Here is a 26,002-nt window from a genome sequence, read left to right as displayed (position 1 = left end):
TCGGCCGTGCTCACGGTCCTGCTGGCCCTCTCCGGCCGCCAGGACGGGCAGGCGGAGGGCGAACCGCTGCCGCTCCAGCCGCCCGCGGTGTCCTGGGCGCAGACCACCGGAGGGGGGACGAGCTGGGCGGCGCCGGGGTACCCGTACTGGGCGGCGATGTCATGAGCGGACCGGTCACCGAGCTGCGGACCGAGCTGACCGAGGTCGCCGACGGCGTGTACGTCCACCTCCAGCCCGACGGGGGCTGGTGCCTGAGCAACGCGGGCGTGATCGCCGGTCCCGAGGGCCTGGTCCTCGTCGACACGGCGGCCACCGCGGCCCGGGCGGCGGCGCTGCGGGAGGCCGTGGACGGGCTCGGCCGGGGCCCGGTCCGGGTGCTGGTCAACACCCACCACCACGGCGATCACACCCACGGCAACGGCGCGTTCGGCGGCGCGACGGTCGTGGCGCACGCCCGCACCCGCGCCGAGATGGTCAAGAACGGCCTGGCCCTCACGGGGGTCTGGCCGGACGTGGCGTGGGGCGAGCTGTCGGTACGGCTGCCGGACCTCACCTTCACGGACGAGCTGACCCTGTACCGGGGCGACCGCGAGATCCGGCTGCTGCACCTGGGCCCCGCGCACACCAACGACGACGTGGTGGCGTGGCTGCCCGAGGAGCGGGTCCTGTTCGCCGGGGACGTCGCGATGGCGGGCAGCTCCCCGTTCGTCCTGATGGGCTCGGTCTCCGGCTCCCTGGCCGTGCTGGCCCGCCTGCGCGCCCTCAGGCCCCGCACGGTGGTGTGCGGCCACGGTCCGGTCCGGGGCCCCGAGGTCCTGGACGAGACGGAGGAGTACCTGCGCTGGATCCAGCGGGTGGCGGCGGAGGGGCGGGCCCAGGGGCTGACTCCGCTGGTCGCGGCGAAGGAGGCCGGCAAGGGCGCCTTCAGCCACCTCACGGAGTTCGAGCGCGTCGTCGGCAACCTCCACCGCGCCTACGCCGAACTGGACGAACGCGAGGCGATCGCCTCCGGCCGGACGGTGGACGTGGCGGAGGCCTTCGGCGAGATGATCACGTACAACGGCGGGAGCCTGCCCACCTGCCACGCGTGACGGCGCGGCTCGGGGCGTTCACCGCCCCGAGCCCGAGGTCTCCTCGTCGAGTCCGGGCACCAGCCCGCACATCGCCTCGCGCTCGGCGGGGCCGAAGATCTCCCCCAGGGCCTCGGTGACCGTCCCCGCGAGCGTCCCGGAGGCCTGCGTCAGCAGCTCGCGGGCCTTGGCCGTGAGGCCGACCTCGATCCCCCGCTTGTCACCGCAGACCGACTGCCGGGTGACCAGCCCGGCGTGCTGAAGGCAGGCGATCTGGTACGTCAGCCGGGTCTTCGGCCGGCCCAGCAGCTCCGCGATCCGGCTCATCCGAAGCCCCTCGCGGGGCTGCTCGGCCAGCAGGCAGAGGATCAGGAACTCGTCGTGGGAGACGTCCAGCGTCTCCTTGACCACCGAGCGCAGCCGCTGCTCCACCGCCGCCGTCGCGGCCAGCATCCGCATCCAGGAGCGCAGCTCGGCCGGGAGCAGGCTGTCCGCGGACGCGGCGGGGCATCCGAGCTGGTCGGTAGGAGTCTCCTGCGGGTCGGCCATAGCGTCGATTCTACCTGTTGTCCAATTTTGGACGAGAGGCTTGTTCAAATTTGGATCGTCGGTTAGCGTGAGAGTCATCCAAATTTGAAGTACCCATCCGAGGAGTGCAGGACCATGACCGTCGCCGTTGAGACCGGACTGTGGCAGCTCGACCCCGCCGCCACCACCGTTGCCCTCAAGCACAAGACGATGTGGGGTCTGGTCACCGTGAAGGGCGCCTTCACCGGCGTCGCGGGGCAGGGCGAGGTACGGCCCGACGGGTCCGCCGTCGGTACCGTCACCCTGGACGCGACCTCCCTGGACACCAAGAGCGCCAAGCGCGACGAGCACCTGCGCGGCGCCGACTTCTTCGACGCCGACAACCACCCCGAGCTCACCTTCGCGGTGCGCGGCGCCGAACTGCGCGGCGCCGACGCCGTGCACGTCGACGGGCAGCTGACCGTCCGCGGCATCAGCAGGCCGCAGCCCGTCACCGCCCGCCTGGCCGGGTCCGACGCCTCCTCGGTCACCCTGGAGGCCGAGTTCACCGTCGACCGCGAGCAGTTCGGCATGGGCTGGAACCAACTCGGCATGATGCGCGGTCTCACTACGGTCACCGCCACCCTCCGCTTCACCCGCCGGGACGCCTGAGCCGCCCCTCCGCGCGGCGATCGCGGAGGTTTCCCCGGTCGCCGTCCGTGTCGCAGTTGGGCCGAACGGGTGACTTGGCGTAAGAATTGGCCGGTGCAGGTTTTGCGTACCAGTCAGTTCGGGGGGATCCGGTGAATCGCCGCTACGACGTCACCGATGAACAGTGGGAGGGGCTCGCCCAGGTCGTACCCCTGCGCGGCCGGGACGCGTGGCCGTCCGCCGTGGACCACCGCGCGCACCCGGAGGCCGACACGGAGCCGCGCCGCCGCTTCGTCGTGCTGCGGGTGAACGTCTTCGGCGACGCCCGTGAGGTCGCCGAGACGCTGATGGCCGGGATCCCGGTCCTGCTCGACCTCACCGGAGCCGAGACCGAGGTCGCCAAGCGCGTCCTCGACTTCAGCACCGGCGTCGTCTTCGGCCTGTCCAGCGGCATGCACCGGGTCGACCGCAACGTCTTCCTGCTGACGCCGAACGGCACCGAGGTGAGCGGAATCATGGAAGGCGCGGGCGTCCCGGGGCCCTGACCCCGGCGGAGTCGGCCGCGAACTCCTTTCGATGGCCCGCGCGGTTGTGGCCGACACCAGCGTTCCGGGCTCGCTCGGGGCAACAGGATCTGCGTCGGCCTCGCGCCATGCTCGAACCCGCCCGGGGCCTCACCCCCGCGGCCCGGAAGCGGGACAGGGCCGCGGCGTCCCCCGATCGTAGGAAGCTTCCACCGCCAAAACGGTTCACCCTCCGACGGAGTCCTACGGTCCGCATATGCCCGTGCCCTCCATCCCCGGGACGTCCCGTCATGTCCCCGAGTCCACCGCGTCCGAGCCGCCACCGGAGCCCTCCACGCGTGCGCCCCGCCCCGCAACTGCTGCCGGGCCCGCACGTCCCCACATCAGCGAGTTACGGCTCTCCGCCTTCGCCGGGCACCGGCGGGTCGGGGTGCCGCTCGGGCCTGTCACGGTGCTCGCCGGGCCCAGCGGATGCGGCAAGACGACCGCGCTGCGGGCCTACGAGGCGCTCGCCCGGCTCGGTTCCGGTGCCCCGCTCGCCGAGGTGTTCCCGGACCCCGTCTCCTGTGTCCCCGACGGGGCACGCCCCGACGCCCAGCGGCGCCGGGGCTTCCGTATCGGATGCACCGCCGACGGACCCGAAGGCCCGGTCCGGCTCGACGTCGCCGTACAGGCCGAACCCGACCTGCGCATCGTCGGTGAGCGGCTGACCGCCGACGGCGTCACCCTCCTGGAGACCGCCCTGCGCGATCCCGGGCGCCGCGCCGTGCAGGCCGCCTGGCACACCGCCGGATCCGCGCCGGTCACCCGCGCCCCACTCCCCGACGACCACCTCGGCACCGCCCTGCTGCCCCTGCGCGTAGCCGGGAAGACGGACGGACAGCGCAGGGTCCTCGCCGCCGCCGAGCAGATGGTCGTCGCCCTGCGCTCGGTCTTCCCCTGCGATCCCCGCCCCGACTGGATGCGCGTCCCCGTCCCGATCGGCCCGGGCCGGCTCCTCGGCGGCTGCGACAACCTCGCCGACGTCCTGTGGCGCACCCGCCAGGAATGCGCCCGCCGCCATCAGCAGTTCGTCACGGCCGTCCGCGCCGGATGCCTCGGCCCCGTCACCGACGTTCTCGCCGAACCGCTCGGCGACGGCACCGTCCGGGGCGTCCTGGACCGGGGCGACGGCAACCGCACGGACTTCGGCCGCCTCGGCGACGGCGAACTGCGCTACCTCGCGCTCACCCTGGTCCTGCTCACCGGCCCCGGAGTGCTGGAGGTCGACCCGCCCGGCGAGGTGCCCCCCGCCATGCGGACCCTCACCGTCCTCACGGACGGCCTCGAACGCGCCCTCGACCCACGCCAGCGCACCGAACTGCTCGCCCTCGCGGCCCGGATGGGCGAACGCGGCCACATCCGCCTCCTCGGCACGGCCGGCGACCCGGCCTGGGCCCGCGGAACGCCCGGGGCCGCGGTGGTAGACCTGAACCCGTGACCGAAGACCTCGATGTGGCGAAGCTCCAGCGCAGGCTGGCCGAGTTCGCCGCGGCCCGCAACTGGCAGCCGTACCACACCCCCAAGAACCTCGTCGCCGCGCTCAGCGTGGAGGCCTCCGAACTGGTCGAGATCTTCCAGTGGCTGACCCCGGAGGAGTCGGCGCGGGTGATGTCCGACCCCGACACCGCGCACCGGGTCACCGACGAGGTCGCCGATGTGCTCGCCTACCTGCTTCAGCTGTGCGAGGTGCTCGACATCGACCCGCTCGCCGCCCTCGCCGCCAAGATCGACCGGAACGAACGGCGCTTCCCGGCGCCGTGACTCCTGGACCACGTCCGGGAGTCCAACAATCCACTTTCACTCTGCGTGTCTGTTCAGCCGCCCGAAGCCGATTTGTTGTCCACAGATTTCCGTCTTCCTCTGGCTTTTCGTCTCACACACCCTCACTCTGGGTAGTGAACAACGGAGTTCGGGCGGACGTGCCATGAGCGCGTCGGACAGACGGGGGCAGCGCATGGATGCGGTGCGGCTCATCGTGACGAGCAGGCGCGCCCTCGCGGGGACCGAGCGCGCGCCGGACATCATGACCGAGGTGTGGCAGGCACAGGCCCTGGCGCAGGCGATAGGCAGCCGGCTCGCGGTCTTCGGCCCACCCGAACTGCGCGGCGAGGCACTGGGGTTGACCGAGCTGGCGGGCCGGGGCTGCGGGGTGCTGGACACCCCCGAACTCGACACCAAGGACCTGCGCGCGGCCCAGCTCGGCGAACTGGGCGACGCCCGCCAGGCGTTGATGTACCTCGGCGGCCTCCTCGGCGAGGTCGGCATCGCCCTCGTCGGCCTGGCGAGCGCGGCGGACGACGAGGGCACCTACTGGCAGTGCATGGAGGCCATCGACGCGGCGGACGAGTCCCGCGACCGGGTCCTGGAGATGCTCCGCAAGCTCGCGGACCGGGACAGAGACCAGGTGTTACGGCAGTCCGAGAGAGAAGCGGGCTGAGCGGGGCGCAGGCCCCTCGAACGTGACCCCCTCCTCGGACGCAACCCCCTGGACGCAACGCCTAGTCGCCGTCCTCCCTCGCTCCCGCCGTCGCGCCCGCGCCCCGCCCCGAGCCCCCGGCCGACTGGAAATCCTTGTCCAGCGCGGACAGATCCGCGTTCAGCGCCGCCATCAGCTCCTCCATCTGCTGGAGCAGCCCCTTCGGCTGGGATTCATCGGACATTGACCGCCTCCTCGGGGAGCCGGCCGGTCCGGCTCCGCCCGAGCCAACGATCATCACCGAACCGGGTCACTGGCCCGCAGCCGCCCACGGTGCGCGACCCGCGATTTTCACCCGACCGTGGCGGAGTGGGGCCGGAGGGGTCGACGGGGTTGACCACCACCCGGCCGTGCAGGATGGAGGTATGGATCTTCGCATCTTCACCGAGCCCCAGCAGGGGGCCACCTACGACACCTTGCTCACCGTGGCGAAGGCCACTGAGGACTTGGGCTTCGACGCATTCTTCCGGTCGGATCACTATCTGAAAATGGGCTCCGTGGACGGCCTGCCCGGCCCCACCGATGCCTGGATCACCCTGGCCGGACTCGCCCGCGAGACCAAGCGCATCCGCCTCGGCACCCTGATGACCGCAGGGACGTTTCGCCTCCCCGGTGTGCTCGCCATCCAGGTCGCGCAGGTCGACCAGATGTCCGGCGGCCGTATCGAACTCGGCCTCGGCGCGGGCTGGTTCGAGGCGGAGCACAAGGCGTACGGCATCCCCTTCCCGAAGGAGAAGGTCGCGCGCCTGGAGGAACAGCTCGCCATCGTCACCGGCCTGTGGGCCACCGAACCCGGCAAGACCTTCGACTTCCACGGCACCTACTACGACCTCACCGACTCGCCCGCGCTGCCCAAGCCCGCCCAGTCCAGGATCCCGGTGCTGATCGGCGGCCACGGCGCCACCCGCACCCCGCGCCTCGCGGGCCAGTACGCCGACGAGTTCAACATGCCCTTCGCGAGCATCGAGGACAGCGAGCGCCAGTTCGGCCGGGTCCGGGCCGCGGCCGAGGCGGCGGGCCGCGGCGCCGACGCGCTGACGTACTCCAATGCCCTCGTCGTCTGCGTCGGCAAGGACGACGCGGAGGTCGCCCGCCGCGCCGCCGCCATCGGCCGCGAGGTGGACGAACTCAAGAGCAACGGCCTGGCAGGCTCCCCGGCCGAGGTGGTCGACAGGATCGGCCGCTACGCCGAGATCGGCTCCCGCCGGATCTACCTCCAGCTCCTCGACCTCTCCGACCTCGACCACCTGGAGCTGATCTCCTCCGAGGTCCAGTCGCAGCTGTCGTAGTACCGCACGAAGCGCCGGAACCGTAGGAATAAACAAAGGCGCCGGTCGCGCCCGGTGTGCGAAGGTGTGACCGTCGTCCTGAAGGCCCCCAGGATCACCCTCCTGGGGGCCTTCGCCGTACGGCGACGAACCTGTCCATCGAGCCTCAGAGGCCCTGCCCATGTTCCTGACGATCAGCACCACCGGCACCCCGGAACGTCCCGCCACCGACCTCGGTTTCCTGCTGCACAAGCATCCCGAGAAGGCCCAGGCGTTCTCCACGTCCTACGGCAAGGCCCACGTCCTCTACCCAGAGGCGAATGCCGAGCGCTGCACGGCGGCGCTGTTGCTGGAGGTCGACGCGGTGGCACTGGTCAAGCGGGGCAAGGGCAAGGGCCGCGGCGGCGCCCCCGACGCGGCGCTCGCGCAGTACGTCAACGATCGCCCGTACGCGGCCTCCTCGCTGCTCGCGGTGGCGCTCAGCGCGGTGTTCTCCAGCGCCATGCGGGGCGTGTGCACCGCCCGCCCGGAGCGCGCCGCCGAGCCGCTGCCGCTGCGCGTGGAGGTGCCCGCACTGCCCGCCCGCGGCGGCCCGGCGCTCGTCCAGCGCCTGTTCGAGCCGCTCGGCTGGACGGTCACCGTCGAACCGGTCGCCCTCGACGAGCAGTTCCCCGAGTGGGGTGCCTCCCGGTATGTGCGGCTCCTGCTCGAATCCGAGGAGCGCACCCTCGCCGAGGCGCTGCGCCACCTCTACGTCCTGCTCCCGGTCCTGGACGACGCCAAGCACTACTGGGTCGCCTCCGACGAGGTCGACAAGCTGCTGCGGGTCGGCGAGGGCTGGCTGGCCGACCACCCCGAGCACAAGCTGATCACCAGCCGCTATCTCTCCCGCCGCTGGTCGCTGACGCGCGAGGCGATGGAACGCCTTGAGCTCGTGCGGCTCGCCGAGGCCGACGACAGCGAGGTCGAGGACCTGGACAACGCGGTCGAGGCCGAGGCCGAGGAGGAGGCGCGGCCCACCCCGCTCGCCGTGCAGCGCCGGGACGCGATCCTCGCCGCGCTGCGCGCCGCCGGAGCCGCCCGGGTGCTCGATCTCGGCTGCGGCCAGGGCCAGTTGGTGCAGGCGCTGCTCAAGGACAGCGCGTTCACCGAGATCGTCGGCGTCGACGTCTCGATGCGGGCGCTCACCATCGCCTCGCGCCGCCTCAAGCTGGACCGCATGGGCGAGCGGCAGGCGTCCCGCGTCAAGCTGTTCCAGGGCTCGCTCGCCTACACCGACCACCGGCTCAAGGGCTACGACGCGGCCGTGCTCAGCGAGGTCGTCGAGCACCTCGACCTGCCGCGGCTGCCCGCACTGGAGTACGCGGTGTTCGGCGCCGCCCGCCCCCGGACCGTGCTGGTGACCACCCCGAACGTGGAGTACAACGTCCGCTGGGAGTCCCTCCCGGCCGGGCACGTCCGGCACGGCGACCACCGCTTCGAGTGGACCCGCGCGGAGTTCCGCACCTGGGCCGAGGCGGTGGCCGAACGGCACGGCTACACCGTGGAGTTCGTCCCCGTCGGACCCGACGACCCCGAGGTGGGACCGCCCACCCAGATGGCCGTCTTCGAGCTCGACACCAACCCGTCCACCGACCGCGCCGACAAGGAGGCGAAGGCCGCATGACCGAGACCCAGGGGCGCACCCTGCCCGTCACCGATCTCTCCCTCGTCGTCCTCGTCGGCGCCTCCGGCTCGGGCAAGTCCACCTTCGCCCGGCGCCACTTCAAGCCCACCGAGGTGATCTCCTCGGACTTCTGCCGGGGCCTGGTCTCCGACGACGAGAACGACCAGAGCGCCACCCGGGACGCCTTCGACGTCCTGCACTACATCGCGGGCAAGCGGCTCGCGGCCGGCCGCCGTACGGTCGTCGACGCCACCAGCGTCCAGTCCGACGCGCGCAAGCAGCTGATCGCGCTGGCCAAGCAGTACGACGTGCTGCCGATCGCCATCGTGCTGGACGTGCCGGAGGAGATGTGCGCCGAGCGCAACGCGGCCCGCACCGACCGTGCCGACATGCCCCGCCGGGTCATCCAGCGCCACATCCGCGAACTGCGCCGCTCCCTGCGGCACTTGGAGCGCGAGGGCTTCCGCAAGGTGCATGTGCTGCGCGGCGTCGAAGAGATCGAGCACGCCACCGTGGTCACCGAGAAGCGCTTCAACGACCTGACCCACCTCACCGGCCCCTTCGACATCATCGGCGACATCCACGGCTGCTCCGCCGAACTGGAGTCGCTGCTGGGCAAGCTGGGCTACGTCGACGGCGTCCACCCGGACGGCCGCACCGCGGTCTTCGTCGGCGACCTCGTCGACCGCGGCCCCGACAGTCCCGGCGTGCTGCGCCGGGTGATGTCGATGGTCGGCTCCGGCAACGCTCTCTGCGTCCCGGGCAACCACGAGAACAAGTACGGCCGTTACCTCAAGGGCCGCAAGGTCCAGCACACGCACGGCCTCGCCGAGACCGTCGAGCAGATGGAGGGCGAGAGCGAGGAGTTCAAGCGCCAGGTACGGGAGTTCATCGACGGCCTGGTCAGCCACTACGTCCTCGACGAGGGCAAGCTGGTCGTCTGCCACGCCGGTCTGCCGGAGAAGTACCACGGCCGCACCTCCGGCCGGGTCCGCTCGCACGCGCTGTACGGCGACACCACCGGGGAGACCGACGAGTTCGGCCTGCCGGTGCGCTACCCGTGGGCGGAGGACTACCGAGGCCGGGCCGCTGTGGTCTACGGCCACACTCCGGTCCCCGAGGCCACGTGGCTCAACAACACCATCTGCCTGGACACCGGTGCCGTCTTCGGCGGCAAGCTCACCGCGCTGCGCTATCCGGAGCGAGAGCTGGTCGACGTACCGGCCGAGCAGGTCTGGTACGAGCCGACCAAGCCGCTGCGCTCCGAGGCGCCGGGCGGGCAGGACGGGCGGCCGCTGGACCTGGCGGACGTGCACGGGCGCCGGACGGTGGAGACCCGGCACGCGGGACGGATCACCGTCCGGGAGGAGAACGCGGCGGCGGCCCTGGAGGTCATGAGCCGCTTCGCGGTCGACCCGCGGCTGCTGCCGTACCTGCCGCCGACCATGGCGCCGACGGCGACCTCTCAGGTCGAGGGCTACCTGGAGCACCCGGAGGAGGCGTTCGCGCAGTACCGGGAGGACGGTGTCGCGCGGGTCGTGTGCGAGGAGAAGCACATGGGCTCGCGGGCGGTGGCGCTGGTGTGCCGGGACGCGGAGGCCGCGAAGCGGCGGTTCGGCGTCGACGGCCAGACCGGAGCCCTGTACACCCGCACTGGACGGCCTTTCCTCGACGACGAGTCGGTGACCGAGGAGATCCTCGGCCGCGTCCGTCAGGCCGCGGGCGAGGCTGGACTGTGGGACGAACTCGACACGGACTGGCTGCTGTTGGACGCCGAGCTGATGCCTTGGTCGCTGAAGGCGTCCGGGCTGCTGCGCTCGCAGTACGCGGCCGTCGGCGCCGCCTCCGGGGCGGTGTTCCCGGGCGCGCTGGCCGCGCTGGAGGGCGCCGCTGCCCGCGGGGTCGACGTGACGGACCTGCTGGCGCGGCAGCGCGAACGGGCCGTGGACGCCGCCGCGTTCACCGACGCGTACCGCCGCTACTGCTGGACCACCGAGGGCCTGGACGGCGTCCGCCTGGCGCCGTTCCAGATCCTGGCGGTCCAGGGCCGCAGCCTCGCCGGGCTCCCGCACGACGAGCAGCTGGCGCTCCTCGACCGGCTGGTGGAGCACGACGGTTCGGGCCTGCTCCGGACCACCCGGCGCCTCTACGTCGACACCGCCGACCCGGAGTCGGTGCGGGCGGGCGTCGACTGGTGGCTGGAGATGACCGGCCGCGGCGGCGAGGGCATGGTCGTCAAGCCGCTCGGCGCGCTGGTGCGCAGTCCGGAGGGCCGCCTGGTGCAGCCCGGCATCAAGTGCCGGGGCCGCGAGTACCTGCGGATCATCTACGGTCCCGAGTACACGCGCCCGGACAACCTCACCCGGCTGCGCCGCCGCTTCCTCAACCACAAGCGCTCGCTCGCGATCCGCGAGTACGCGCTCGGCCTGGAGGCACTGGACCGCCTGGCCGAGGGCGAGCCGCTGTGGCGGGTGCACGAGGCGGTGTTCGGCGTACTGGCCCTGGAATCCGAGCCGGTCGACCCTCGGCTGTGACCGGGCACTAGCCGGCCAGCCGCAGCCGCTCCCGGCACACCCCGACCCGCACCGACTGTCCCCAGGTCAGCTCCAGCGAGTCGGTCTCCATGCCGTCTCCGAAGGCCACCAGGCGTTCGGACTCGACGGTGAGGGTGAGGTGGGCCGCGGCGGTCAGCTCCCCGGCCACCAGGGACGTCCCGGTGGCCGGGGAGGGCCAGGCCTCGCGGACGAACCACAGCAGGCGTTCCTCCGCCGGGGAGGGCAGCCGCAGCCGCCCTCCCCGGTCCTGCCACACCGACCGGAGCCAGCCGGTCGCCCCCGTCCCGGTGCCGACCAGCACCCCGGACGAGGCCTGGGCCTCGACGACACCCCCGTCGTCCTCCAGGCCCAGGCGATAGCGGGCCGTCTGGTGTCCGGCGGCACCCAGATAGATCTCGTTCAGCGCGACCAGGCGCTGGGTGTCGTCGGCGACGGCCTCGACCATGGTGAGTTCGTCGGCAGGAGTCGTTCCGGATGAGGCCAGCAGCTTTGCCGCATCGGCGGGCCGGTGCCGTACCAGGACACCCGGGTTGCGCCCGGGATCGCTGTCGATGCCGATGACCGGCTGCCCCGCCAGATACTTGGCGACGTTCGCGACGAGCCCGTCCTGGCCGACCACGACCACCACGTCCTGCGGCGCGAACAGGAAGCGGTCCAGGTCCGCGCGCTCGACCCGGGCCTGACGCCAGGTCAGCGGGATCGCGGAGACCACCTCGGCCAGCGCCCGTCGGGTGCGGTGGTGCCGTTCGGCGACCTCCTCGATGTCCCGGCCCCGGGAGCGCAGGAAGTAGGCGGCCTGCCCGTGCGTGCCGTGCCGGGCCACCAACTCCTCGTACTCCGTGGTGCGATGGACCAGCACGGCGCGCGGCGCGAGGCTCACGCCCGCTCCCCGTCGCCGCCGAGCTTGGCGAGCAGTCCGGTGAGCACGTCCGGCGAGATCGTGACGCTGTCCACCCGGGGCAGGTTCTCCGCGAGCCGCGTCCCGGTCAGGGCGCGCAGGACGGCGACGTCCACCTCGGCGTGCACCCGCAGCCAGGCGGCCTGCGCCTCGGCCTTCGCCTCGCCCACCGCACGGGCACCCTCGGCCTCGGCGCGCGCGAGCCGTACCGACCGGGTGGCCTCGGCATCGGCGAGCCGTACCGCCCGCGCGGCCTCCGCCTCGGCGCGCACCGCGTCGGCCGCCGCCTGTTCCTGCGCCTTGCGGCGTTCGTTGGTGCCGCGCTGTTCGACCAACTGCTCCTCGCGGCGGGCGAGTTCGATCTGGCTGGCCAGTTCGTTCTCGGCGATGGCGCGCTCCCGCTCGACGGCGACGGCGCGTCGTTCGTAGGTGGCCCGGTCGGCCTCTTGCTGGATCAGCTCACGGGCCGGCGTTTTCAGGGCCCGCTCGACCTCCGGCTCCGGACGCAGGGCCACCACGCGCACGGCCACGATCTCGATGCCGGTGGCGGGCAGTCGCGGCTCGGCGGCGAGGCCCGCGGCGACCCGTTCCCGGACCGCACTCACCCCGTCCACCAGGGCCGCCGCGAGCGGCGTACGGGCCAGGACGTCAAGCGCGTGCTGCTGGGCCGTCTCGGTCAGCAGCGTGCCGAGCTGCTCCAGCGGGGTGCCGCGCCAGGCCCCGGTGTCGGGGTCGATGGAGAAGTCCAGCCGGGCGGCGGCCACGGCCGGATCGCTGACGCGATACGTCACCGTCGCCTGTACCGCCACGTCCTGGAAGTCGGCCGTACGGGCATGGAAGGTCATCGCCAACTCCTGGTCGTCGACCGGGACTTCGGACAGCGCGGCGCTCAGCGACCGGAACCAGAAGCTGATCCCGGGCCCGTCGTGCGCCAGCTTGCCCGAGCGGTGGTGCCGGATGTGCGCCGTCGGCGCGCCCCGCAGATGGCGCCAGCCGAGGCGCCGGGTGATGTCGGCCATGAGCGACCCCCTCGCAGATTTTCGTCATACCGACGATAAGTGGAGGCGCGCTTGTCGTCAAGAGGACGAGAATCGGCAGGGTTTGCGAGGGAAGTGGTCAAGAAGGGGGTGAATATCGCCCCTGGTGGTCAGGATGGAGGCATGGGATTCCACGTCGACTCCGAGGCCGGGCGGCTCAGCCGCGTCATCCTGCACCGGCCGGATCTGGAGCTCAAAAGGCTCACCCCCAGCAACAAGGACGCGCTGCTCTTCGACGATGTGCTCTGGGTGCGCCGGGCGCGCGCCGAGCACGACGGCTTCGCCGACGTCCTGCGCGACCGCGGTGTCACCGTCCACCTCTTCGGCGACCTGCTCACCGAGGCTCTGGCGATCCCGGCGGCCCGCACCCTCGTCCTGGACCGCGTCTTCGACGAGAAGGAGTACGGCGTCCTCGCCACCGACCATCTGCGCGCCGCCTTCGAGAACCTGCCCGCCCCCGAGCTGGCGGAGGCCCTGGTCGGCGGCATGACCAAGCGGGAGTTCCTGGGCGCCCACCCGGAACCGACCTCCGTGCGCTTCCACGCCATGGACCTCGACGACTTCCTCCTCGCCCCGCTCCCCAACCACCTCTTCACCCGGGACACCTCCGCCTGGATCTACGACGGCGTCTCGGTCAACGCGATGCGCTGGCCCGCCCGCCAGCGCGAGACCGTGCACTTCGAGGCGATCTACCGGCACCACCCGCTGTTCCGCGAGGAAACGTTCCATGTCTGGTCCGAGGGTCAGGCCGACTATCCCTCGACCATCGAGGGCGGCGATGTGCTGGTGATCGGCAACGGCGCCGTGCTGATCGGGATGAGTGAGAGAACCACCCCGCAGGCCGTCGAGATGCTCGCCCACAAACTGTTCGCCGCGGGCTCCGCCGAGTCGATCGTGGCGCTCGACATGCCCAAGCGGCGGGCCTTCATGCACCTCGACACAGTGATGACGATGGTCGACGGCGACACCTTCACCCAGTACGCCGGGCTCGGCATGCTCCGCTCGTACACCATCGAACCGGGCGTCGACGGCAAGGAGCTCAAGGTCACCGACCACCCGCCGGAGCACATGCACCGCGCGATCGCCGCCGCGCTCGGCCTGAGCGAGATCCGGGTGCTGACCGCCACGCAGGATGTGCACGCGGCCGAGCGTGAGCAGTGGGACGACGGCTGCAATGTCCTCGCGGTCGAGCCCGGCGTGGTCGTGGCCTATGAGCGCAACTCCACCACCAACACTCACCTGCGCAAGCAGGGCATCGAGGTCATCGAGATCCCGGGGAGCGAGCTGGGGCGGGGGAGGGGCGGCCCGCGGTGCATGAGCTGCCCGGTCGAGCGGGGGCCTGTATAGAAATAGCGGGGGCCTGTATAGAAATGTGGAACGTCGTATAGACTTCCAAGGTCTTGTGTTCACATCACTCTGGAGCGCCCCCATGGCGACAGTCCCGACCGCCCTCGCCGGCCGCCACTTCCTCAAGGAGCTGGACTTCACCGAGGAGGAGTTCCGCGGTCTGATCGAGCTGGCCGCCGAGCTGAAGGCCGCGAAGAAGGCCGGGACCGAGATCCAGTACCTGCGCGGCCGGAACATCGCGCTGGTCTTCGAGAAGACGTCCACCCGCACCCGCTGCGCCTTCGAGGTCGCCGCCGCCGACCAGGGCGCCTCCACGACGTATCTCGACCCCTCCGGCTCGCAGATCGGGCACAAGGAGTCGGTCAAGGACACCGGGCGGGTGCTCGGGCGGATGTTCGACGCCATCGAGTATCGCGGGGACAGCCAGGAGAAGGTCGAGGAGCTGGCCGCGTATGCGGGGGTGCCGGTCTACAACGGCCTCACCGACGACTGGCACCCCACCCAGATGCTCGCCGACGTCCTGACGATGCTGGAGCACACCCCGAAGACCCTGGACGACGGCATCTCCTTCGCCTACCTCGGTGACGCCCGCTTCAACATGGGCAACTCCTACCTGATCACCGGCGCCCTGCTCGGCATGGACGTCCGGATCGTCGCGCCGAAGGCGTACTGGCCGAACGAGGAGGTCGTCGCCGAGGCGCGGCGGCTGGCCGAGGGCAGCGGCGCTGCGATCACCCTCACCGAGTCGGTGGCGGAGGGCGTCCTGGGCGCGGACTACGTCGCCACCGACGTCTGGGTCTCCATGGGCGAGCCCAAGGAGGTCTGGGACGAGCGGATCAAGGCGCTGGTCCCGTACGCGGTGACCATGGACGTCCTGCGGGCCACCGGCAACCCGGACGTGAAGTTCCTGCACTGCCTCCCGGCCTTCCATGACCTGGGTACGAAGGTGGGCGCCGAGATCTTCGAGACCCATGGGCTGGACTCGCTGGAGGTCACGGACGAGGTCTTCGAGTCGTCGCACTCGGTGGTCTTCGACGAGGCGGAGAACCGGATGCACACGATCAAGGCGGTGCTCGTCGCTACGCTGGGTCGGGGGCGCAGGGCGTCGTAGGGGTTCGCGTTGTGTGCCGACTGCCGGCCGGCTGTGGCCGGTCGCGCAGTTCCCCGCGCCCCTAGGGGCGCTACCGTGGCCGGCGCTGTGTCGGCACCGTCGGCAACCGGAACCACACGGCCTTGCCCGACGCAGTCGGCCGGTGGCCGCAGGATGAGCTGAGGGCTCGGATCAGCAGCAGCCCCCGGCCGTGCTCCTGCCAGGGGTCGGGCTCTCCGTCGCTCGGGTGCGTGAGATTCCCCGGCGGTGCCGGGTCCGGGTCGTGGACCTCGACCTGGCAGCCGGTCGGCAACAGCTCCACCACCAGCTCTATGGGCCCCTCGCCCGCCGCGTGCTCCACGGCGTTCGCGACCAGCTCGGCGGTCAGCAGCTCGGCGGTGTCGCCGTCGGCGCTGTGCTCCAGCTCGGCCAGCGCGGTACGGACCAGGGCGCGTGCGACCGGCACCGCCGCGGTGGTGTGCGGCAGTGCGATGCGCCAGGAGGCGGGGGAGGGGAGGCGATCGTGCACGGCGGGTCCGTTCATCAAGCAGCCTGCGCTGCTTTCAACCTTATGAATGGTACGGCGCCCGCCAGCAGAGTCCTCAGTCGGGCACCGTCCGGGACCTTCGGCCCCGTAGCGAGCGGCTTACCCGGGTGAACGCCTCGCCTCGCACGCCTGATCCCACCGTTACCGGGGCGTCGACGATCCGTGACACCCAGGTCGCGACGGTGACGTATCGCGCCATCCTGACGACAGTCACGGATGGGTGATAACTTCGAGGGGTAGACCTCAGTGAGACAGCGCCGCCCGCAGTCCGCCCGAGGAGGCCGCCCGCCATGAGTCCCTTCACCGGCTCCGCCGCCCGCACCGAACGCTGGCGGCATCTGCGTGTGGAGCTCACCGACGGCGTCGCCACGGTCACTCTCGCCCGCCCGGAGAAGCTCAACGCCCTCACCTTCGGCGCCTACGCCGACCTGCGCGACCTCCTCGCCGAGCTGTCCCGGGAGCGGGCGGTACGGGCCCTGGTGCTGGCCGGGGAGGGGCGCGGATTCTGCTCCGGCGGTGACGTGGACGAGATCATCGGCGAGACCCTCTCCATGGACACGGCCCAACTGCTGGACTTCAACCGGATGACCGGCCAGGTGGTGCGGGCGATCCGGGAGTGCCCGTTCCCGGTGATCGCCGCGATCCACGGTGTGGCGGCGGGCGCGGGGGCGGTACTCGCGCTGGCGTCGGACTTCAGAGTGGCCGATCCGACGGCTCGCTTCGCCTTCCTCTTCACCCGGGTCGGCCTGTCCGGCGGCGACATGGGCGCGGCGTATCTCCTGCCCCGCGTCGTGGGCCTCGGCCATGCGACCCGCCTGCTGATGCTGGGCGAGCCGGTGCACGCCCCCGAGGCGGAGCGCATCGGCCTGATCAGCGAACTGACGGAGGAAGGCGGAGCGGACGAGGCGGCGGCGACTCTGGCCCGCCGCCTGTCCGAGGGCCCGGCACTGGCGTACGCCCAGACGAAGGCGCTGCTGACGGCGGAGCTGGACATGCCGCTGGCGGCGGCGGTGGAGATGGACGCGGCAACGCAGGCCCTGTTGATGACGGGGGAGGACTACGCGGAGTTCCACAAGGCGTTCACGGCAAAGCGCCCTCCGAAGTGGAAGGGGCGCTGACCATGAGAGTGGCGATTGTCGGTGGCGGTCCTGGGGGGCTCTACGCCGCAGCGTTGCTGAAACGCCTGGACCCCGCCCGGGAAATCACCGTCTGGGAACGCAACGCCCCCGACGACACCTTCGGCTTCGGAGTGGTCCTCTCCGACGAAACCCTGGGCGGCATCGAACACGCCGACCCCCAGGTCTACGCAGCCCTACAGCGCCACTTCACCCGCTGGGACGACATAGACATCACCCACCGGGGCACCCGCCACACCTCCGGAGGACACGGCTTCGCAGCCCTGGGCCGCAAGCGTCTCCTGGAGATCCTGCACAACCGCTGCCGCGCCCTGGGCGTGGACCTCCGCTTCGACTCCGAGGCCCCGTACCCCGCCTGGCTGGCCGAGACCCACGACCTCGTCATCGCCGCCGACGGTGTGCACAGCACCACCCGCGAGGCATACGCCCATGTGTTCCGCCCCCACGTGACCACCCACCACTGCCGCTACATCTGGCTGGCCACCGACTTCCCCTTCGAGGCCTTCCGCTTCGAGATCGCCGAGACCGAACACGGCGTGATGCAACTGCACGGTTACCCCTACGCGCCCGATGCCTCGACGGTCATCATCGAAATGCGCGAGGAGGTCTGGCGCGCCGCCGGCTTCGCGGACCTGGACGTCCCCGACTCCATCGAACGCTGCGCCAAGATCTTCGCGGACCCCCTGCGCGGACACCCCCTCCACTCCAACAAATCCGCCTGGACCACCTTCCGCACGGTCGTCAACGAACACTGGTCGCACGAGAACATCGTGCTGCTCGGCGATGCCGCCCACACCGCGCACTTCTCCATCGGCTCCGGCACCAAGCTCGCCGTGGAGGACGCCCTCGCCCTCGCCGCCTGCCTGGAGGAACAGCCGTCCGTGGAGCGGGCGCTGGCGGCCTACGAGGAGGAGCGCAAGCCGGTCGTCGCCTCCACGCAGCGCGCCGCCCGCGCCAGCCTGGAGTGGTTCGAGAACCTCGGCCTGTACCTCGGCCAGCCGCCCCGCCAGTTCGCCTTCAACCTCCTCACCCGCAGCCGCCGCGTCACCCACGACAACCTCCGGCTGCGCGACGCCCGCTTCACGGAGTCGGTGGAGCGGGAATTCGGCTGCCCGCCCGGTACGCCACCGATGTTCACCCCGTTCCGGCTGCGCGACCTGACCCTGCGCAACCGGGTCGTCGTCTCACCGATGGACATGTACTCCGCCGTCGACGGCCTCCCCGGCGACTTCCACCTCGTCCACCTGGGCGCGCGTGCCCTCGGCGGCGCCGGTCTGGTGATGACGGAGATGGTGTGCGTCAGCGCGGAGGGCAGGATCACCCCCGGCTGCACCGGCCTGTACACCGGTGAACAGGCCGAGGGGTGGCGGCGGATCACCGACTTCGTGCACGCGCAGGCACCCGGCACCGCGATCGGCGTGCAGCTCGGGCACAGCGGGCGCAAGGGCTCGACCAAGCTGATGTGGGAGGGCATCGACGAGCCGCTGCCCGACGGCAACTGGCCCCTGGTGGCCGCCTCCCCGATCCCGTACCGACCGGACAGCCAGACCCCGAGCGAGCTGACGCGTGACCAACTCAACGACCTGCGCGAACAGTTCACTTCCGCCGCCTGGCGGGCAGCCCGCGCCGGGTTCGACCTCCTCGAACTGCACTGCGCGCACGGCTACTTGCTCTCCGGCTTCCTCTCCCCGCTCACCAACCACCGCACGGACGCCTACGGCGGTTCCCTGGACAAGCGCCTGCGCTTCCCTCTGGAGGTCTTCGACGCGATCCGGGGCGTATGGCCCGAGGAACGGCCCATGACCGTCCGTATATCCGCCACGGACTGGGCCGAGGGCGGCACCGGGGCCGAGGACGCCGTGGAGATCGCCCGCGCCTTCGCCGCGCACGGAGCCGACGCCATCGACGTCTCCACCGGGCAGGTCGTGGCCGAGGAGCGACCGGAGTACGGGCGCTCGTACCAGACGCCGTACGCCGACCGGATCCGCAACACCGTCGGCGTCCCGGTGATCGCGGTCGGCGCGATCTCCTCCTGGGACGACGTCAACTCCCTGATCCTGGCGGGCCGCACCGACCTGTGCGCCCTGGCCCGCCCCCACCTCTACGACCCGCACTGGACCCTGCACGCGGCGGCGGAACAGTCCTACGACGGCCTGGGCGTGACCTGGCCGGCCCCGTACCGCGCAGGCAGCCGCCGCCCCCAGACGGGACGCACGGACGCCCCCAAGCCCCGCCTGACGCTCGAGACTTGAGGGCATCCAGGGGTGGTGCCGGCTACAGCTCCACCATCCCGGCGGTCAGCGTCGCGCCGTCCGTCGGGTCGATCACGATGAAGGCGCCCGTGCGCCGGGACACCGCGTAGTCGTCCAGTGCCAGCGGCTCCGCCGTACGCAGCGAGATCCGGCCCAGGTCGTTCGCGGTCAGCGACTCCGCCCCGCCTAGGTCCTGGACGATCGCCTTCACGGTGCGCGTGGTGTGGCGTACGAGGACGCGGTCGCCCACCTTCAGCGGACGGTCGGCCAGATGGCAGACCGCGGCCCGGACCTCCCGGGTGAGCGCCGGTACGTCGAGCCCCGAGGTGATCAGGTCGCCGCGCGACACATCCCGCTGGTCCGCGAGGCGCACGCTCACCGACTGCGGCGCGTACGCCGTCTCGACCTCCCGCCCGAGCACGTCGATCCCCGTGATCTGCGAGGTTTCCCCGGACGGATGCACCGTGACCCGGTCACCCACCCGCAGCGCGCCCGACACCAACTGGCCCGCGTAGTGCCGGACTTCGCCGTCCCGGATGACGTACTGCACCGGGAAGCGGGCCGGGGCGTCCGCCGCCTCGACCCCGACCGGGACCTCCTCCAGGAAGTCCAGCAGCGCGGGACCCCGGTACCAGTCCATGGTCGTCGAGCGGTCCACCACGTTGTCCCCGACGAGCGCCGACACCGGGATCGGGGTGAAGCCGGGCAGTCCCAACTCGGCCGCGTGACCGGCGAAGTCCTCGACGATCCGCTCGAACTCCCGCTCCTCGTACCCGACGAGGTCCATCTTGTTGACGGCGAGGACCACGTGGGGGACACGGAGGAGCGCGGCCACGGCGGCATGGCGGCGGGTCTGCTCGACGACCCCGTTGCGGGCATCGACGAGAATGATCGCCAACTCGGCGGTGGAGGCACCGGTGACCATGTTCCGCGTGTACTGCACATGGCCCGGGGTGTCGGCCAGGATGAACCGGCGCCGCGGCGTGGCGAAGTAGCGGTAGGCCACATCGATCGTGATGCCCTGCTCGCGCTCGGCCCGCAGACCGTCCGTCAGCAGAGCCAGGTCGGGGGCCTCCTGCCCGCGGTTCCGGGAGACGTGCTCCACCGCCTCCAACTGGTCGGCCAGCACCGACTTCGAGTCGTGCAGCAACCGCCCCACCAGCGTGGACTTGCCGTCGTCGACCGAACCGGCCGTCGCGAACCTCAGGGTGTCGATGGTGGTGCTCATGCTTAGAAGTACCCCTCGCGCTTACGGTCTTCCATCGCGGCCTCGGACAGCTTGTCGTCCGCCCGGGTCGCCCCTCGCTCGGTCAGTCGCGACGCGGCGATCTCGGCGATCACCTTCTCGATGGTGTCGGCGTCGGAGTCCACCGCGCCGGTGCAGGACATGTCGCCGACCGTCCGATAGCGGACCTGTCGCTTCTCGACGGTCTCCCCGGCCTTGGGCCCGCCCCACTCACCCGCGGTCAGCCACATCCCGCCCCGCGCGAACACCTCACGGTGATGGGCGTAGTAGATCTCCGGCAGCTCGATGCCCTCACGGGCGATGTACTGCCAGACGTCCAGCTCGGTCCAGTTCGACAGCGGGAACACCCGCACATGCTCACCAGGCGCGTGCCGCCCGTTGTACAGATTCCACAGCTCGGGCCGCTGCTGCCGAGGGTCCCACTGCGAGAACTCGTCGCGCAGCGAGAACACCCGCTCCTTCGCCCGCGCCTTCTCCTCGTCCCGGCGACCGCCGCCGAACACCGCGTCGAAGCGCTCGCCCTGGATCTTCTCCGTGAGCGGCACCGTCTGGAGCGGATTCCGCGTCCCGTCGGCACGTTCGCGCAGCACACCCCGGTCGATGTAGTCCTGTACGGACGCCACATGGAGCCGCAGCCCATGTGCCGCCACCACACGGTCCCGGTAGTCGAGCACCTCGGGGAAGTTGTGCCCGGTGTCGACGTGCAGCAGTGAGAAGGGCACCGGCGCGGGCGCGAACGCCTTCAGCGCCAGGTGCAGCATGACGATGGAGTCCTTGCCGCCGGAGAAAAGGATCACCGGCCGCTCGAACTCGCCCGCCACCTCGCGGAAGATGTGCACCGACTCGGACTCGAGCGCGTCCAGATGAGAATGGCCGAAACTCACACCAGCCCCCGCTCCGCCAGCGCGGCGTACACGGCGTCCGCGGACTCGCTCGGGCTCTGCTCCTGCGTCCGCAGCACCAGTGCCGGGTCCACCGGCGGCTCGTAGGGGTCGTCGACGCCGGTCAGCCCGGACAGCTCGCCCGACGCCTGCTTGGCGTACAGCCCCTTCACGTCCCGTTCGCTGCACACCTCGACCGGAGTGGCGACATGCACCTCGACGTACGGCGTCCCGCTCACCGCGTGGCGGGCCCGTACGGCCTCGCGGCTGTCGGCGTAGGGGGCGATCACCGGGACCACGGACAGGACGCCGTTGCGGGCCAGCACCTCGGAGACCAGGCCGATGCGCTGCACGTTGGTGTTGCGGTCCTCCTTGGAGAAGCCCAGGCCCGCGGAGAGGAACCGGCGTATCTCGTCGCCGTCGAGGACCTCCACGCGATGTCCCTCGGCCTTCAGCCGGTCCCCGAGCAGGCGGGCGATCGTCGTCTTGCCCGCGCTCGGCAGTCCCGTGAGCCAGATCGTGGCTCCCTGAGCCCTTGCCGTGGTGGTCATGCGCACCAGTCCTCTTCCTTACCCGGCATACAACTCGCAGCACGCTAGGTAAGGAATCTGAGAAGAGGGACGGAACGAGCTGAGGGTTGTCTGAGTGACGCATGATGTGGGCGGGATCACGCCATGATCGGGCCCTGGTCCCGGCCGGTCTCAGAGCCCGGCGAACCCCGCCCCCGCGTCCCGCAGCCGCTCGTGCAGCGCCCGGAACACCGCCGCCGACCGCACGCCCGGCCAGTCCTCGGGGAGCAGCCGGGCGGGCAGCCCGGGATCGACGTAGGGCAGGTGGCGCCAGGAGTCCAGGGCGAGGAGATAGTCGCGGTACGCCTCCTCGGGCGGGGTGTCCGAGCGCTGCTCCCAGTCGTGCAGCACGGGCGCGTGGCGGTCGAGGAACGCCTCGTGCTCCTTGGCGACGGCCGCCAGGTCCCACCAGCGGGTGACGGCCTCCACGGTCGGTGTGAAGCCCAGGTGCTCGCCGCGGAAGAAGTCGACGTACGCCTCCAGGCGCAGCCGGGCCAGGGTGTGCCGGGTCTCCTCGTACAGCCGCGCGGGCGCGATCCACACGCCGGGGGCGGCGGTGCCGAAGCCGAGGCCGGCCAGCCGGGAGCGCAGCACATGCCGCTTCTGCCGCTCCGACTCCGGTACGGAGAACACCGCGAGCACCCAGCCCTCGTCGTCGGGGGGTGCGGTGGCGTAGATGCGGCGGTCGCCGTCGTCGAGCAACTGGCGGGCGTCCGGAGAGAGTTCGTACCCGGCCGCGCCGTCCTCCGTGCGGGCGGGCACGAGCAGCCCGCGTCTCTTGAGCCGGGACACCGACGAGCGCACGGACGGAGCGTCCACGCCGACCGCGGACAGCAGCCGGATCAGCTCGGCGACGGGCACCGGGCCGGGCACATGGCGGCCGTAGGCGCCGTAGAGCGTGACGATCAGAGACCGTGGTGCATGCTGGTCGGACACGTTGATCATCTTAGGTCGTCGGCATCACTGCCGGTCACCCCCGGCATCGGCCGCCACCCGCAGCTTGAACCGCTGGAGCTTTCCGGTCGCCGTGCGCGGCAGCGCGTCGAGGAAGACGATCTCGCGCGGGCACTTGTACGGCGCGAGTTCCGTCCGTACGAAGGCCCGCAGCGCCTCCGCGTCGCGCCGGGCGCCCGGCCTGAGCACCGTGAACGCCATCACGATCTGGCCGCGCGCCGCGTCGGGACGGCCCACGACGGCGGTCTCCACCACGTCCGGGTGGCGCAGCAGGGCCTCCTCGACCTCGGGACCCGCGATGTTGTACCCGGCCGAGATGATCATGTCGTCCGCGCGGGCGATGTAACGGAAATAGCCGTCACTCTCCCGGACGTAGGTGTCGCCGGTGATGTTCCAGCCGTGCCGCACGTACTCCCGCTGCCGCGGGTCGGCGAGATAGCGGCAGCCGACCGGTCCGCGCACCGCGAGCAGCCCCGGCTCCCCGTCGGGCTTCTCCCGGCCGTCGGCGTCGACCACGCGCGCGTGCCAGCCGGGGACCGGGACCCCGGTGGTGCCGGGGCGGATGTGCTCGTCGGCGGCGGAGACGAAGATGTGCAGCAGCTCGGTGGCGCCGATGCCGTTGATGATCCGCAGCCCGGTCCGCTCGTGCCAGGCCCGCCAGGTGGCCGCGGGCAGGTTCTCCCCGGCCGAGACACAGCGGCGCAGCGAGGAGACGTCGTACTCGTCCAGCTCGCCGAGCATCGCGCGATAGGCGGTCGGCGCGGTGAACAGCACGGTCACCCGGTGCTCGGCGACGGCCGGCAACAGTTGCTTGGGACCGGCCTGTTCGAGCAGCAGCGCGCTCGCCCCGGCGCGCAGCGGGAAGACGACGAGCCCGCCGAGCCCGAAGGTGAAGCCGAGCGGGGGACTGCCCGCGAAGACATCGCCCACATGTGGCTGGAGCACATATTTGGAGAAGGTGTCCGCTATCGCCAACACATCACGGTGGAAGTGCATACAGCCCTTGGGCCGTCCGGTGGTCCCGGAGGTGAAGGCGATCAGCGCCACGTCGTCGGAGGCGGTGTCCACGGCCGGGTACGGCGTGCTCGGCGCCGCCCGGCGCAGCAGGTCGTCCGGGGAGTCACCGCCGTACGTGGCGATCCGCAGGCCCGGTATCTCCGCCTTGGCGAGGTCGTCGACGGCGCGGATGTCGCACAGGGCGTGGCCCACCTCGGCTATCTCGCACATCGTCCGCAGCTCGTGCGGGCGCTGCTGGGCCAGCACGGTCACCGCGACCGCGCCCGCCTTCAGCACCGCGAGCCAGCAGGCCGCGAGCCACGGGGTGGTCGGGCCGCGCAACAGCACCCGGTTGCCCGGGACCACCCCGAGGTCGTCGGTCAGCAGATGCGCCAGCCGGTCGACGCGGGCGCGCAGCTCGCCGTAGGTCCAGGCCGGGCCCGCCGGGGTGCGGAACGCCGGGCGGTCGTCCGGGGGGCCGTGCAGCAGCTCGGCGGCGCAGTTCAGCCGTTCGGGGTAGTGCAGCTCCGGCAGGTCGAAGCTGAGCTCGGGCCACTGGTCGGACGGCGGGAGGTGGTCCCGCGCGAAGGTGTCGAGATGCGCCGAGTGGTTCATGGCGGTGCGCCCCCTTGCCTGGTGGGCTCCCTGGTGGGCTCGCTCGTCGAGCGTATCGTGTTGGTGACGGCAGTCAACTGTGCGCGATACCGTCGGGTGAGCGGCTCTGCGGCCACCTCGACAAGCCGCGGGGAGAGAGGACGGCGATGCCCGCATTCTCACTCGAACCGGAACAGACCGCCTGGTGTGCCGAACTGCGTCGGCTGGCCGCCGAGCGGCTGCGCCCGCTGGCCGAGAAGGGCGAGCCCGGCCAGGTCAACCGGCCGCTCGTCGCCGAACTGGGCGCCCTCGGCCTGCTGCCTCGCCTGTTCACCTCCGGCGCCCTGGACCTCTGCCTGATGCGCGAGTCCCTGGCCTACGCCTGCACCGAGGCGGAGACCGCGCTCGCCCTCCAGGGCCTGGGTGCCCACCCGGTGCACGCCCACGGCACCCCGGAACAGCGCGCGCACTGGCTGCCCCGGGTCGGCGAGGGCCGGGCGGTGGCCGCGTTCGCACTGAGCGAGCCGGGGGCGGGCTCGGACGCGGCGGCCCTGTCCCTGGCCGCCGAGCCCGACGGCCCGTCCGCCTGGCGCCTCACCGGCGAGAAGTGCTGGATCTCGAACGCCCCCGACGCCGACTTCTACACGGTCTTCGCGCGGACGACCCCGGGCGCCGGCTCCCGGGGAGTGACCGCGTTCCTGGTCCCGGCCGACCGCCCCGGCCTGACCGGCACCCCCCTCGACCTGCTCTCCCCGCACCCCATCGGCACCCTGACCTTCGACGCGGTCCCGGTGACGGCCGCCGACCTCCTCGGCCAACCCGACCGAGGCTTCCGGGTCGCGATGGGCACCCTGAACCTCTTCCGCCCCAGCGTCGGCGCCTTCGCGGTCGGCATGGCCCAGGCGGCGTTGGACGCGACGCTCGCCCACACATCCCGACGGGACGCGTTCGGCGGCAAGTTGAGGGACCTTCAGACGGTCGCCCACCAGGTCGCCGACATGGCCCTGCGCACGGAGGCGGCCCGGCTGATGGTCTACGCGGCGGCGACTGCGTACGACGAAGGCGCCCCGGACGTCCCCCGGCGCTCGGCGATGGCGAAGCTGTTGGCCACCGAGACGGCGCAGCATGTCGTCGACCAGGCCGTCCAGTTGCACGGAGCGCGGGCCCTGCGCCGCGGTCATCTGCTGGAGCACCTGTACCGCGAGGTCCGCGCCCCGCGCATCTACGAGGGCGCGAGCGAGGTCCAACGCGGCATCATCGCCAAGGAGTTGTACGCCGAACTGGAGGACTCAGGATGACCGCCGAGCGAGTCAACCCGCCCGAACTCTCCCCGCCCACGGGCTTCTCGCACGCGGTGGTCGCCACCGGCACCCGGCTGGTGTTCCTGGCGGGCCAGACGGCTCTCGACGCCGACGGCAAGGTCGTGGGAGAAACCCTCCCCGAGCAGTTCGAGCAGGCCCTCACCAACCTGCTCACGGCCCTGCGCGCGGCCGGCGCCACCCCGGCCGACCTGGCCAGGGTCACGGTGTACGCCACGGATGTCGCGGCCTACCGCACGCACGCCCCCGAACTGGGCGTCATCTGGCGGCGGCTGGCGGGCCGGGACTACCCGGCGATGGCCGTGCTGGAGGTGGTCCGCCTGTGGGACCACCAGGCACTGGTGGAACTGGACGGCTTCGCGGTGCTGCCGTAACGG

General features: G+C 71.6%; 26 protein-coding genes. 16 read left to right on the top strand and 10 right to left on the bottom strand.

The genetic code is table 11. The features are described 5' to 3' along the window. Positions 1 to 6: 6 nt before the first annotated feature. Together BN159_RS43815 and BN159_RS11985 are read left to right on the top strand one after the other, a co-directional pair. On the top strand, positions 7 to 165 hold the full coding sequence (locus BN159_RS43815) for a hypothetical protein (protein ID WP_231905603.1): 159 nt from the start codon (positions 7 to 9) through the stop codon (positions 163 to 165). Beyond that, complete coding sequence (locus tag BN159_RS11985) at positions 162 to 1,091, top strand: MBL fold metallo-hydrolase (protein WP_015657237.1); 930 nt, start codon at positions 162 to 164, stop codon at positions 1,089 to 1,091. The genes BN159_RS43815 and BN159_RS11985 overlap by 4 nt, the downstream gene beginning before the upstream one ends. A gap of 18 nt (positions 1,092 to 1,109) precedes the next feature. Here BN159_RS11985 and BN159_RS11980 read toward each other — a convergent pair whose 3' ends face one another. Then, the gene (locus BN159_RS11980; RefSeq protein WP_015657236.1) at positions 1,110 to 1,619 is read right to left on the bottom strand and encodes a MarR family winged helix-turn-helix transcriptional regulator; all 510 of its coding nucleotides are present in this window, start codon (positions 1,617 to 1,619) and stop codon (positions 1,110 to 1,112) included. A 114-nt stretch (positions 1,620 to 1,733) separates the two neighbouring features. Between BN159_RS11980 and BN159_RS11975 the strand changes: the two genes are divergently transcribed. From BN159_RS11975 to BN159_RS11955, 5 genes are all read left to right on the top strand, one after another. Next, entirely contained in the window at positions 1,734 to 2,249 is a 516-nt protein-coding gene (locus BN159_RS11975; RefSeq protein WP_015657235.1) for a YceI family protein, read from the top strand. Positions 2,250 to 2,380: 131 nt separating this feature from the next. Next, positions 2,381 to 2,773 (top strand): cell division protein SepF, encoded by a 393-nt coding sequence (locus BN159_RS11970; protein WP_015657234.1) that lies wholly within the window; start codon positions 2,381 to 2,383, stop codon positions 2,771 to 2,773. Between the two features lie 235 nt (positions 2,774 to 3,008). Beyond that, entirely contained in the window at positions 3,009 to 4,232 is a 1,224-nt protein-coding gene (locus BN159_RS11965) for an AAA family ATPase (protein WP_015657233.1), read from the top strand. Beyond that, positions 4,229 to 4,555, top strand: coding sequence for a nucleotide pyrophosphohydrolase (locus BN159_RS11960; RefSeq protein ID WP_015657232.1), 327 nt, complete (start codon positions 4,229 to 4,231; stop codon positions 4,553 to 4,555). Before BN159_RS11965 ends, BN159_RS11960 begins: the two co-directional genes overlap by 4 nt. Positions 4,556 to 4,748: 193 nt before the next feature. Then, entirely contained in the window at positions 4,749 to 5,231 is a 483-nt protein-coding gene (locus tag BN159_RS11955) for a DUF6099 family protein (RefSeq protein ID WP_041819133.1), read from the top strand. Positions 5,232 to 5,292: 61 nt separating this feature from the next. On the opposite strand, the gene BN159_RS46160 is transcribed toward BN159_RS11955, so the two are convergent. Beyond that, the gene (locus BN159_RS46160) at positions 5,293 to 5,454 is read right to left on the bottom strand and encodes a hypothetical protein (protein WP_015657230.1); all 162 of its coding nucleotides are present in this window, start codon (positions 5,452 to 5,454) and stop codon (positions 5,293 to 5,295) included. A 181-nt stretch (positions 5,455 to 5,635) separates the two neighbouring features. Here BN159_RS46160 and BN159_RS11950 point away from each other — a divergent pair, with 181 nt between their 5' ends. The 3 genes from BN159_RS11950 to BN159_RS11940 all read left to right on the top strand — a co-directional run bounded on the left by BN159_RS11950 (position 5,636) and on the right by BN159_RS11940 (position 10,738). After that, on the top strand, positions 5,636 to 6,559 hold the full coding sequence (locus BN159_RS11950; RefSeq protein ID WP_015657229.1) for an LLM class F420-dependent oxidoreductase: 924 nt from the start codon (positions 5,636 to 5,638) through the stop codon (positions 6,557 to 6,559). A 160-nt stretch (positions 6,560 to 6,719) separates the two neighbouring features. Beyond that, on the top strand, positions 6,720 to 8,204 hold the full coding sequence (locus tag BN159_RS11945; RefSeq protein ID WP_015657228.1) for a 3' terminal RNA ribose 2'-O-methyltransferase Hen1: 1,485 nt from the start codon (positions 6,720 to 6,722) through the stop codon (positions 8,202 to 8,204). Then, the gene (locus BN159_RS11940; protein WP_015657227.1) at positions 8,201 to 10,738 is read left to right on the top strand and encodes a polynucleotide kinase-phosphatase; all 2,538 of its coding nucleotides are present in this window, start codon (positions 8,201 to 8,203) and stop codon (positions 10,736 to 10,738) included. Before BN159_RS11945 ends, BN159_RS11940 begins: the two co-directional genes overlap by 4 nt. A 7-nt stretch (positions 10,739 to 10,745) precedes the next feature. Here BN159_RS11940 and BN159_RS11935 read toward each other — a convergent pair whose 3' ends face one another. After that, positions 10,746 to 11,639, bottom strand: a complete 894-nt coding sequence (locus BN159_RS11935) for an NAD(+)/NADH kinase (RefSeq protein WP_015657226.1) — start codon at positions 11,637 to 11,639, stop codon at positions 10,746 to 10,748. After that, on the bottom strand, positions 11,636 to 12,676 hold the full coding sequence (locus BN159_RS11930) for an SPFH domain-containing protein (protein WP_015657225.1): 1,041 nt from the start codon (positions 12,674 to 12,676) through the stop codon (positions 11,636 to 11,638). The genes BN159_RS11935 and BN159_RS11930 overlap by 4 nt, the downstream gene beginning before the upstream one ends. 141 nt (positions 12,677 to 12,817) lie before the next feature. Between BN159_RS11930 and BN159_RS11925 the strand changes: the two genes are divergently transcribed. Together BN159_RS11925 and argF are read left to right on the top strand one after the other, a co-directional pair. Beyond that, positions 12,818 to 14,041: an arginine deiminase gene (locus BN159_RS11925; RefSeq protein WP_015657224.1), complete on the top strand. Its 1,224-nt coding sequence runs from the start codon at positions 12,818 to 12,820 to the stop codon at positions 14,039 to 14,041. A gap of 82 nt (positions 14,042 to 14,123) precedes the next feature. Further along, positions 14,124 to 15,152 (top strand): ornithine carbamoyltransferase, encoded by a 1,029-nt coding sequence (gene argF, locus BN159_RS11920; RefSeq protein WP_015657223.1) that lies wholly within the window; start codon positions 14,124 to 14,126, stop codon positions 15,150 to 15,152. 70 nt (positions 15,153 to 15,222) lie between these two features. On the opposite strand, the gene BN159_RS11915 is transcribed toward argF, so the two are convergent. Beyond that, entirely contained in the window at positions 15,223 to 15,675 is a 453-nt protein-coding gene (locus BN159_RS11915; RefSeq protein ID WP_015657222.1) for an ATP-binding protein, read from the bottom strand. A 293-nt stretch (positions 15,676 to 15,968) separates the two neighbouring features. Between BN159_RS11915 and BN159_RS11910 the strand changes: the two genes are divergently transcribed. Together BN159_RS11910 and BN159_RS11905 are read left to right on the top strand one after the other, a co-directional pair. Then, positions 15,969 to 16,796: an enoyl-CoA hydratase family protein gene (locus tag BN159_RS11910; protein WP_015657221.1), complete on the top strand. Its 828-nt coding sequence runs from the start codon at positions 15,969 to 15,971 to the stop codon at positions 16,794 to 16,796. A gap of 2 nt (positions 16,797 to 16,798) precedes the next feature. Then, on the top strand, positions 16,799 to 19,066 hold the full coding sequence (locus BN159_RS11905; RefSeq protein WP_015657220.1) for a bifunctional salicylyl-CoA 5-hydroxylase/oxidoreductase: 2,268 nt from the start codon (positions 16,799 to 16,801) through the stop codon (positions 19,064 to 19,066). Between the two features lie 22 nt (positions 19,067 to 19,088). Here the strand turns inward: BN159_RS11905 and BN159_RS11900 are convergent, their stop codons facing one another. The 5 genes from BN159_RS11900 to BN159_RS11880 form a co-directional block, all read right to left on the bottom strand. Beyond that, positions 19,089 to 20,294, bottom strand: coding sequence for a sulfate adenylyltransferase subunit 1 (locus BN159_RS11900; protein WP_015657219.1), 1,206 nt, complete (start codon positions 20,292 to 20,294; stop codon positions 19,089 to 19,091). 2 nt (positions 20,295 to 20,296) lie between these two features. Further along, complete coding sequence (gene cysD, locus BN159_RS11895) at positions 20,297 to 21,196, bottom strand: sulfate adenylyltransferase subunit CysD (protein ID WP_015657218.1); 900 nt, start codon at positions 21,194 to 21,196, stop codon at positions 20,297 to 20,299. Next, complete coding sequence (gene cysC, locus BN159_RS11890; RefSeq protein ID WP_015657217.1) at positions 21,193 to 21,744, bottom strand: adenylyl-sulfate kinase; 552 nt, start codon at positions 21,742 to 21,744, stop codon at positions 21,193 to 21,195. The genes cysD and cysC overlap by 4 nt, the downstream gene beginning before the upstream one ends. 150 nt (positions 21,745 to 21,894) lie before the next feature. Further along, entirely contained in the window at positions 21,895 to 22,707 is an 813-nt protein-coding gene (locus BN159_RS11885) for a PaaX family transcriptional regulator (RefSeq protein WP_015657216.1), read from the bottom strand. 15 nt (positions 22,708 to 22,722) lie between these two features. Continuing rightward, entirely contained in the window at positions 22,723 to 24,327 is a 1,605-nt protein-coding gene (locus tag BN159_RS11880) for an AMP-binding protein (RefSeq protein WP_015657215.1), read from the bottom strand. Positions 24,328 to 24,473: 146 nt separating this feature from the next. Here BN159_RS11880 and BN159_RS11875 point away from each other — a divergent pair, with 146 nt between their 5' ends. Both BN159_RS11875 and BN159_RS11870 read left to right on the top strand, forming a co-directional pair. After that, positions 24,474 to 25,604, top strand: coding sequence for an acyl-CoA dehydrogenase family protein (locus BN159_RS11875; protein WP_015657214.1), 1,131 nt, complete (start codon positions 24,474 to 24,476; stop codon positions 25,602 to 25,604). Further along, entirely contained in the window at positions 25,601 to 25,999 is a 399-nt protein-coding gene (locus tag BN159_RS11870) for a RidA family protein (protein ID WP_015657213.1), read from the top strand. The genes BN159_RS11875 and BN159_RS11870 overlap by 4 nt, the downstream gene beginning before the upstream one ends. Positions 26,000 to 26,002 lie beyond the last annotated feature (3 nt).

Origin of the sequence: Streptomyces davaonensis JCM 4913, assembly GCF_000349325.1 — a bacterium.
Classification (GTDB): Bacteria; Actinomycetota; Actinomycetes; order Streptomycetales; family Streptomycetaceae; genus Streptomyces; species Streptomyces davaonensis.
This window is presented reverse-complemented; position numbering and strand designations above follow the sequence as displayed.

Bases quoted from the DNA above. Each gene is read 5' to 3' on its own strand.
- BN159_RS11985 (WP_015657237.1), top strand. From the start codon at position 162: ATGAGCGGACCGGTCACCGAGCTGCGGACCGAGCTGACCGAGGTCGCC.
- BN159_RS11980 (WP_015657236.1), bottom strand. From the start codon at position 1,619: ATGGCCGACCCGCAGGAGACTCCTACCGACCAGCTCGGATGCCCCGCC.
- BN159_RS11975 (WP_015657235.1), top strand. From the start codon at position 1,734: ATGACCGTCGCCGTTGAGACCGGACTGTGGCAGCTCGACCCCGCCGCC.
- BN159_RS11965 (WP_015657233.1), top strand. From the start codon at position 3,009: ATGCCCGTGCCCTCCATCCCCGGGACGTCCCGTCATGTCCCCGAGTCC.
- BN159_RS11955 (WP_041819133.1), top strand. From the start codon at position 4,749: ATGGATGCGGTGCGGCTCATCGTGACGAGCAGGCGCGCCCTCGCGGGG.
- BN159_RS46160 (WP_015657230.1), bottom strand. From the start codon at position 5,454: ATGTCCGATGAATCCCAGCCGAAGGGGCTGCTCCAGCAGATGGAGGAG.
- BN159_RS11950 (WP_015657229.1), top strand. From the start codon at position 5,636: ATGGATCTTCGCATCTTCACCGAGCCCCAGCAGGGGGCCACCTACGAC.
- BN159_RS11945 (WP_015657228.1), top strand. From the start codon at position 6,720: ATGTTCCTGACGATCAGCACCACCGGCACCCCGGAACGTCCCGCCACC.
- BN159_RS11940 (WP_015657227.1), top strand. From the start codon at position 8,201: ATGACCGAGACCCAGGGGCGCACCCTGCCCGTCACCGATCTCTCCCTC.
- BN159_RS11930 (WP_015657225.1), bottom strand. From the start codon at position 12,676: ATGGCCGACATCACCCGGCGCCTCGGCTGGCGCCATCTGCGGGGCGCG.
- BN159_RS11925 (WP_015657224.1), top strand. From the start codon at position 12,818: ATGGGATTCCACGTCGACTCCGAGGCCGGGCGGCTCAGCCGCGTCATC.
- argF (WP_015657223.1), top strand. From the start codon at position 14,124: ATGGCGACAGTCCCGACCGCCCTCGCCGGCCGCCACTTCCTCAAGGAG.
- BN159_RS11915 (WP_015657222.1), bottom strand. From the start codon at position 15,675: ATGAACGGACCCGCCGTGCACGATCGCCTCCCCTCCCCCGCCTCCTGG.
- BN159_RS11910 (WP_015657221.1), top strand. From the start codon at position 15,969: ATGAGTCCCTTCACCGGCTCCGCCGCCCGCACCGAACGCTGGCGGCAT.
- BN159_RS11905 (WP_015657220.1), top strand. From the start codon at position 16,799: ATGAGAGTGGCGATTGTCGGTGGCGGTCCTGGGGGGCTCTACGCCGCA.
- BN159_RS11900 (WP_015657219.1), bottom strand. From the start codon at position 20,294: ATGAGCACCACCATCGACACCCTGAGGTTCGCGACGGCCGGTTCGGTC.
- cysC (WP_015657217.1), bottom strand. From the start codon at position 21,744: ATGACCACCACGGCAAGGGCTCAGGGAGCCACGATCTGGCTCACGGGA.
- BN159_RS11885 (WP_015657216.1), bottom strand. From the start codon at position 22,707: ATGATCAACGTGTCCGACCAGCATGCACCACGGTCTCTGATCGTCACG.
- BN159_RS11880 (WP_015657215.1), bottom strand. From the start codon at position 24,327: ATGAACCACTCGGCGCATCTCGACACCTTCGCGCGGGACCACCTCCCG.
- BN159_RS11875 (WP_015657214.1), top strand. From the start codon at position 24,474: ATGCCCGCATTCTCACTCGAACCGGAACAGACCGCCTGGTGTGCCGAA.
- BN159_RS11870 (WP_015657213.1), top strand. From the start codon at position 25,601: ATGACCGCCGAGCGAGTCAACCCGCCCGAACTCTCCCCGCCCACGGGC.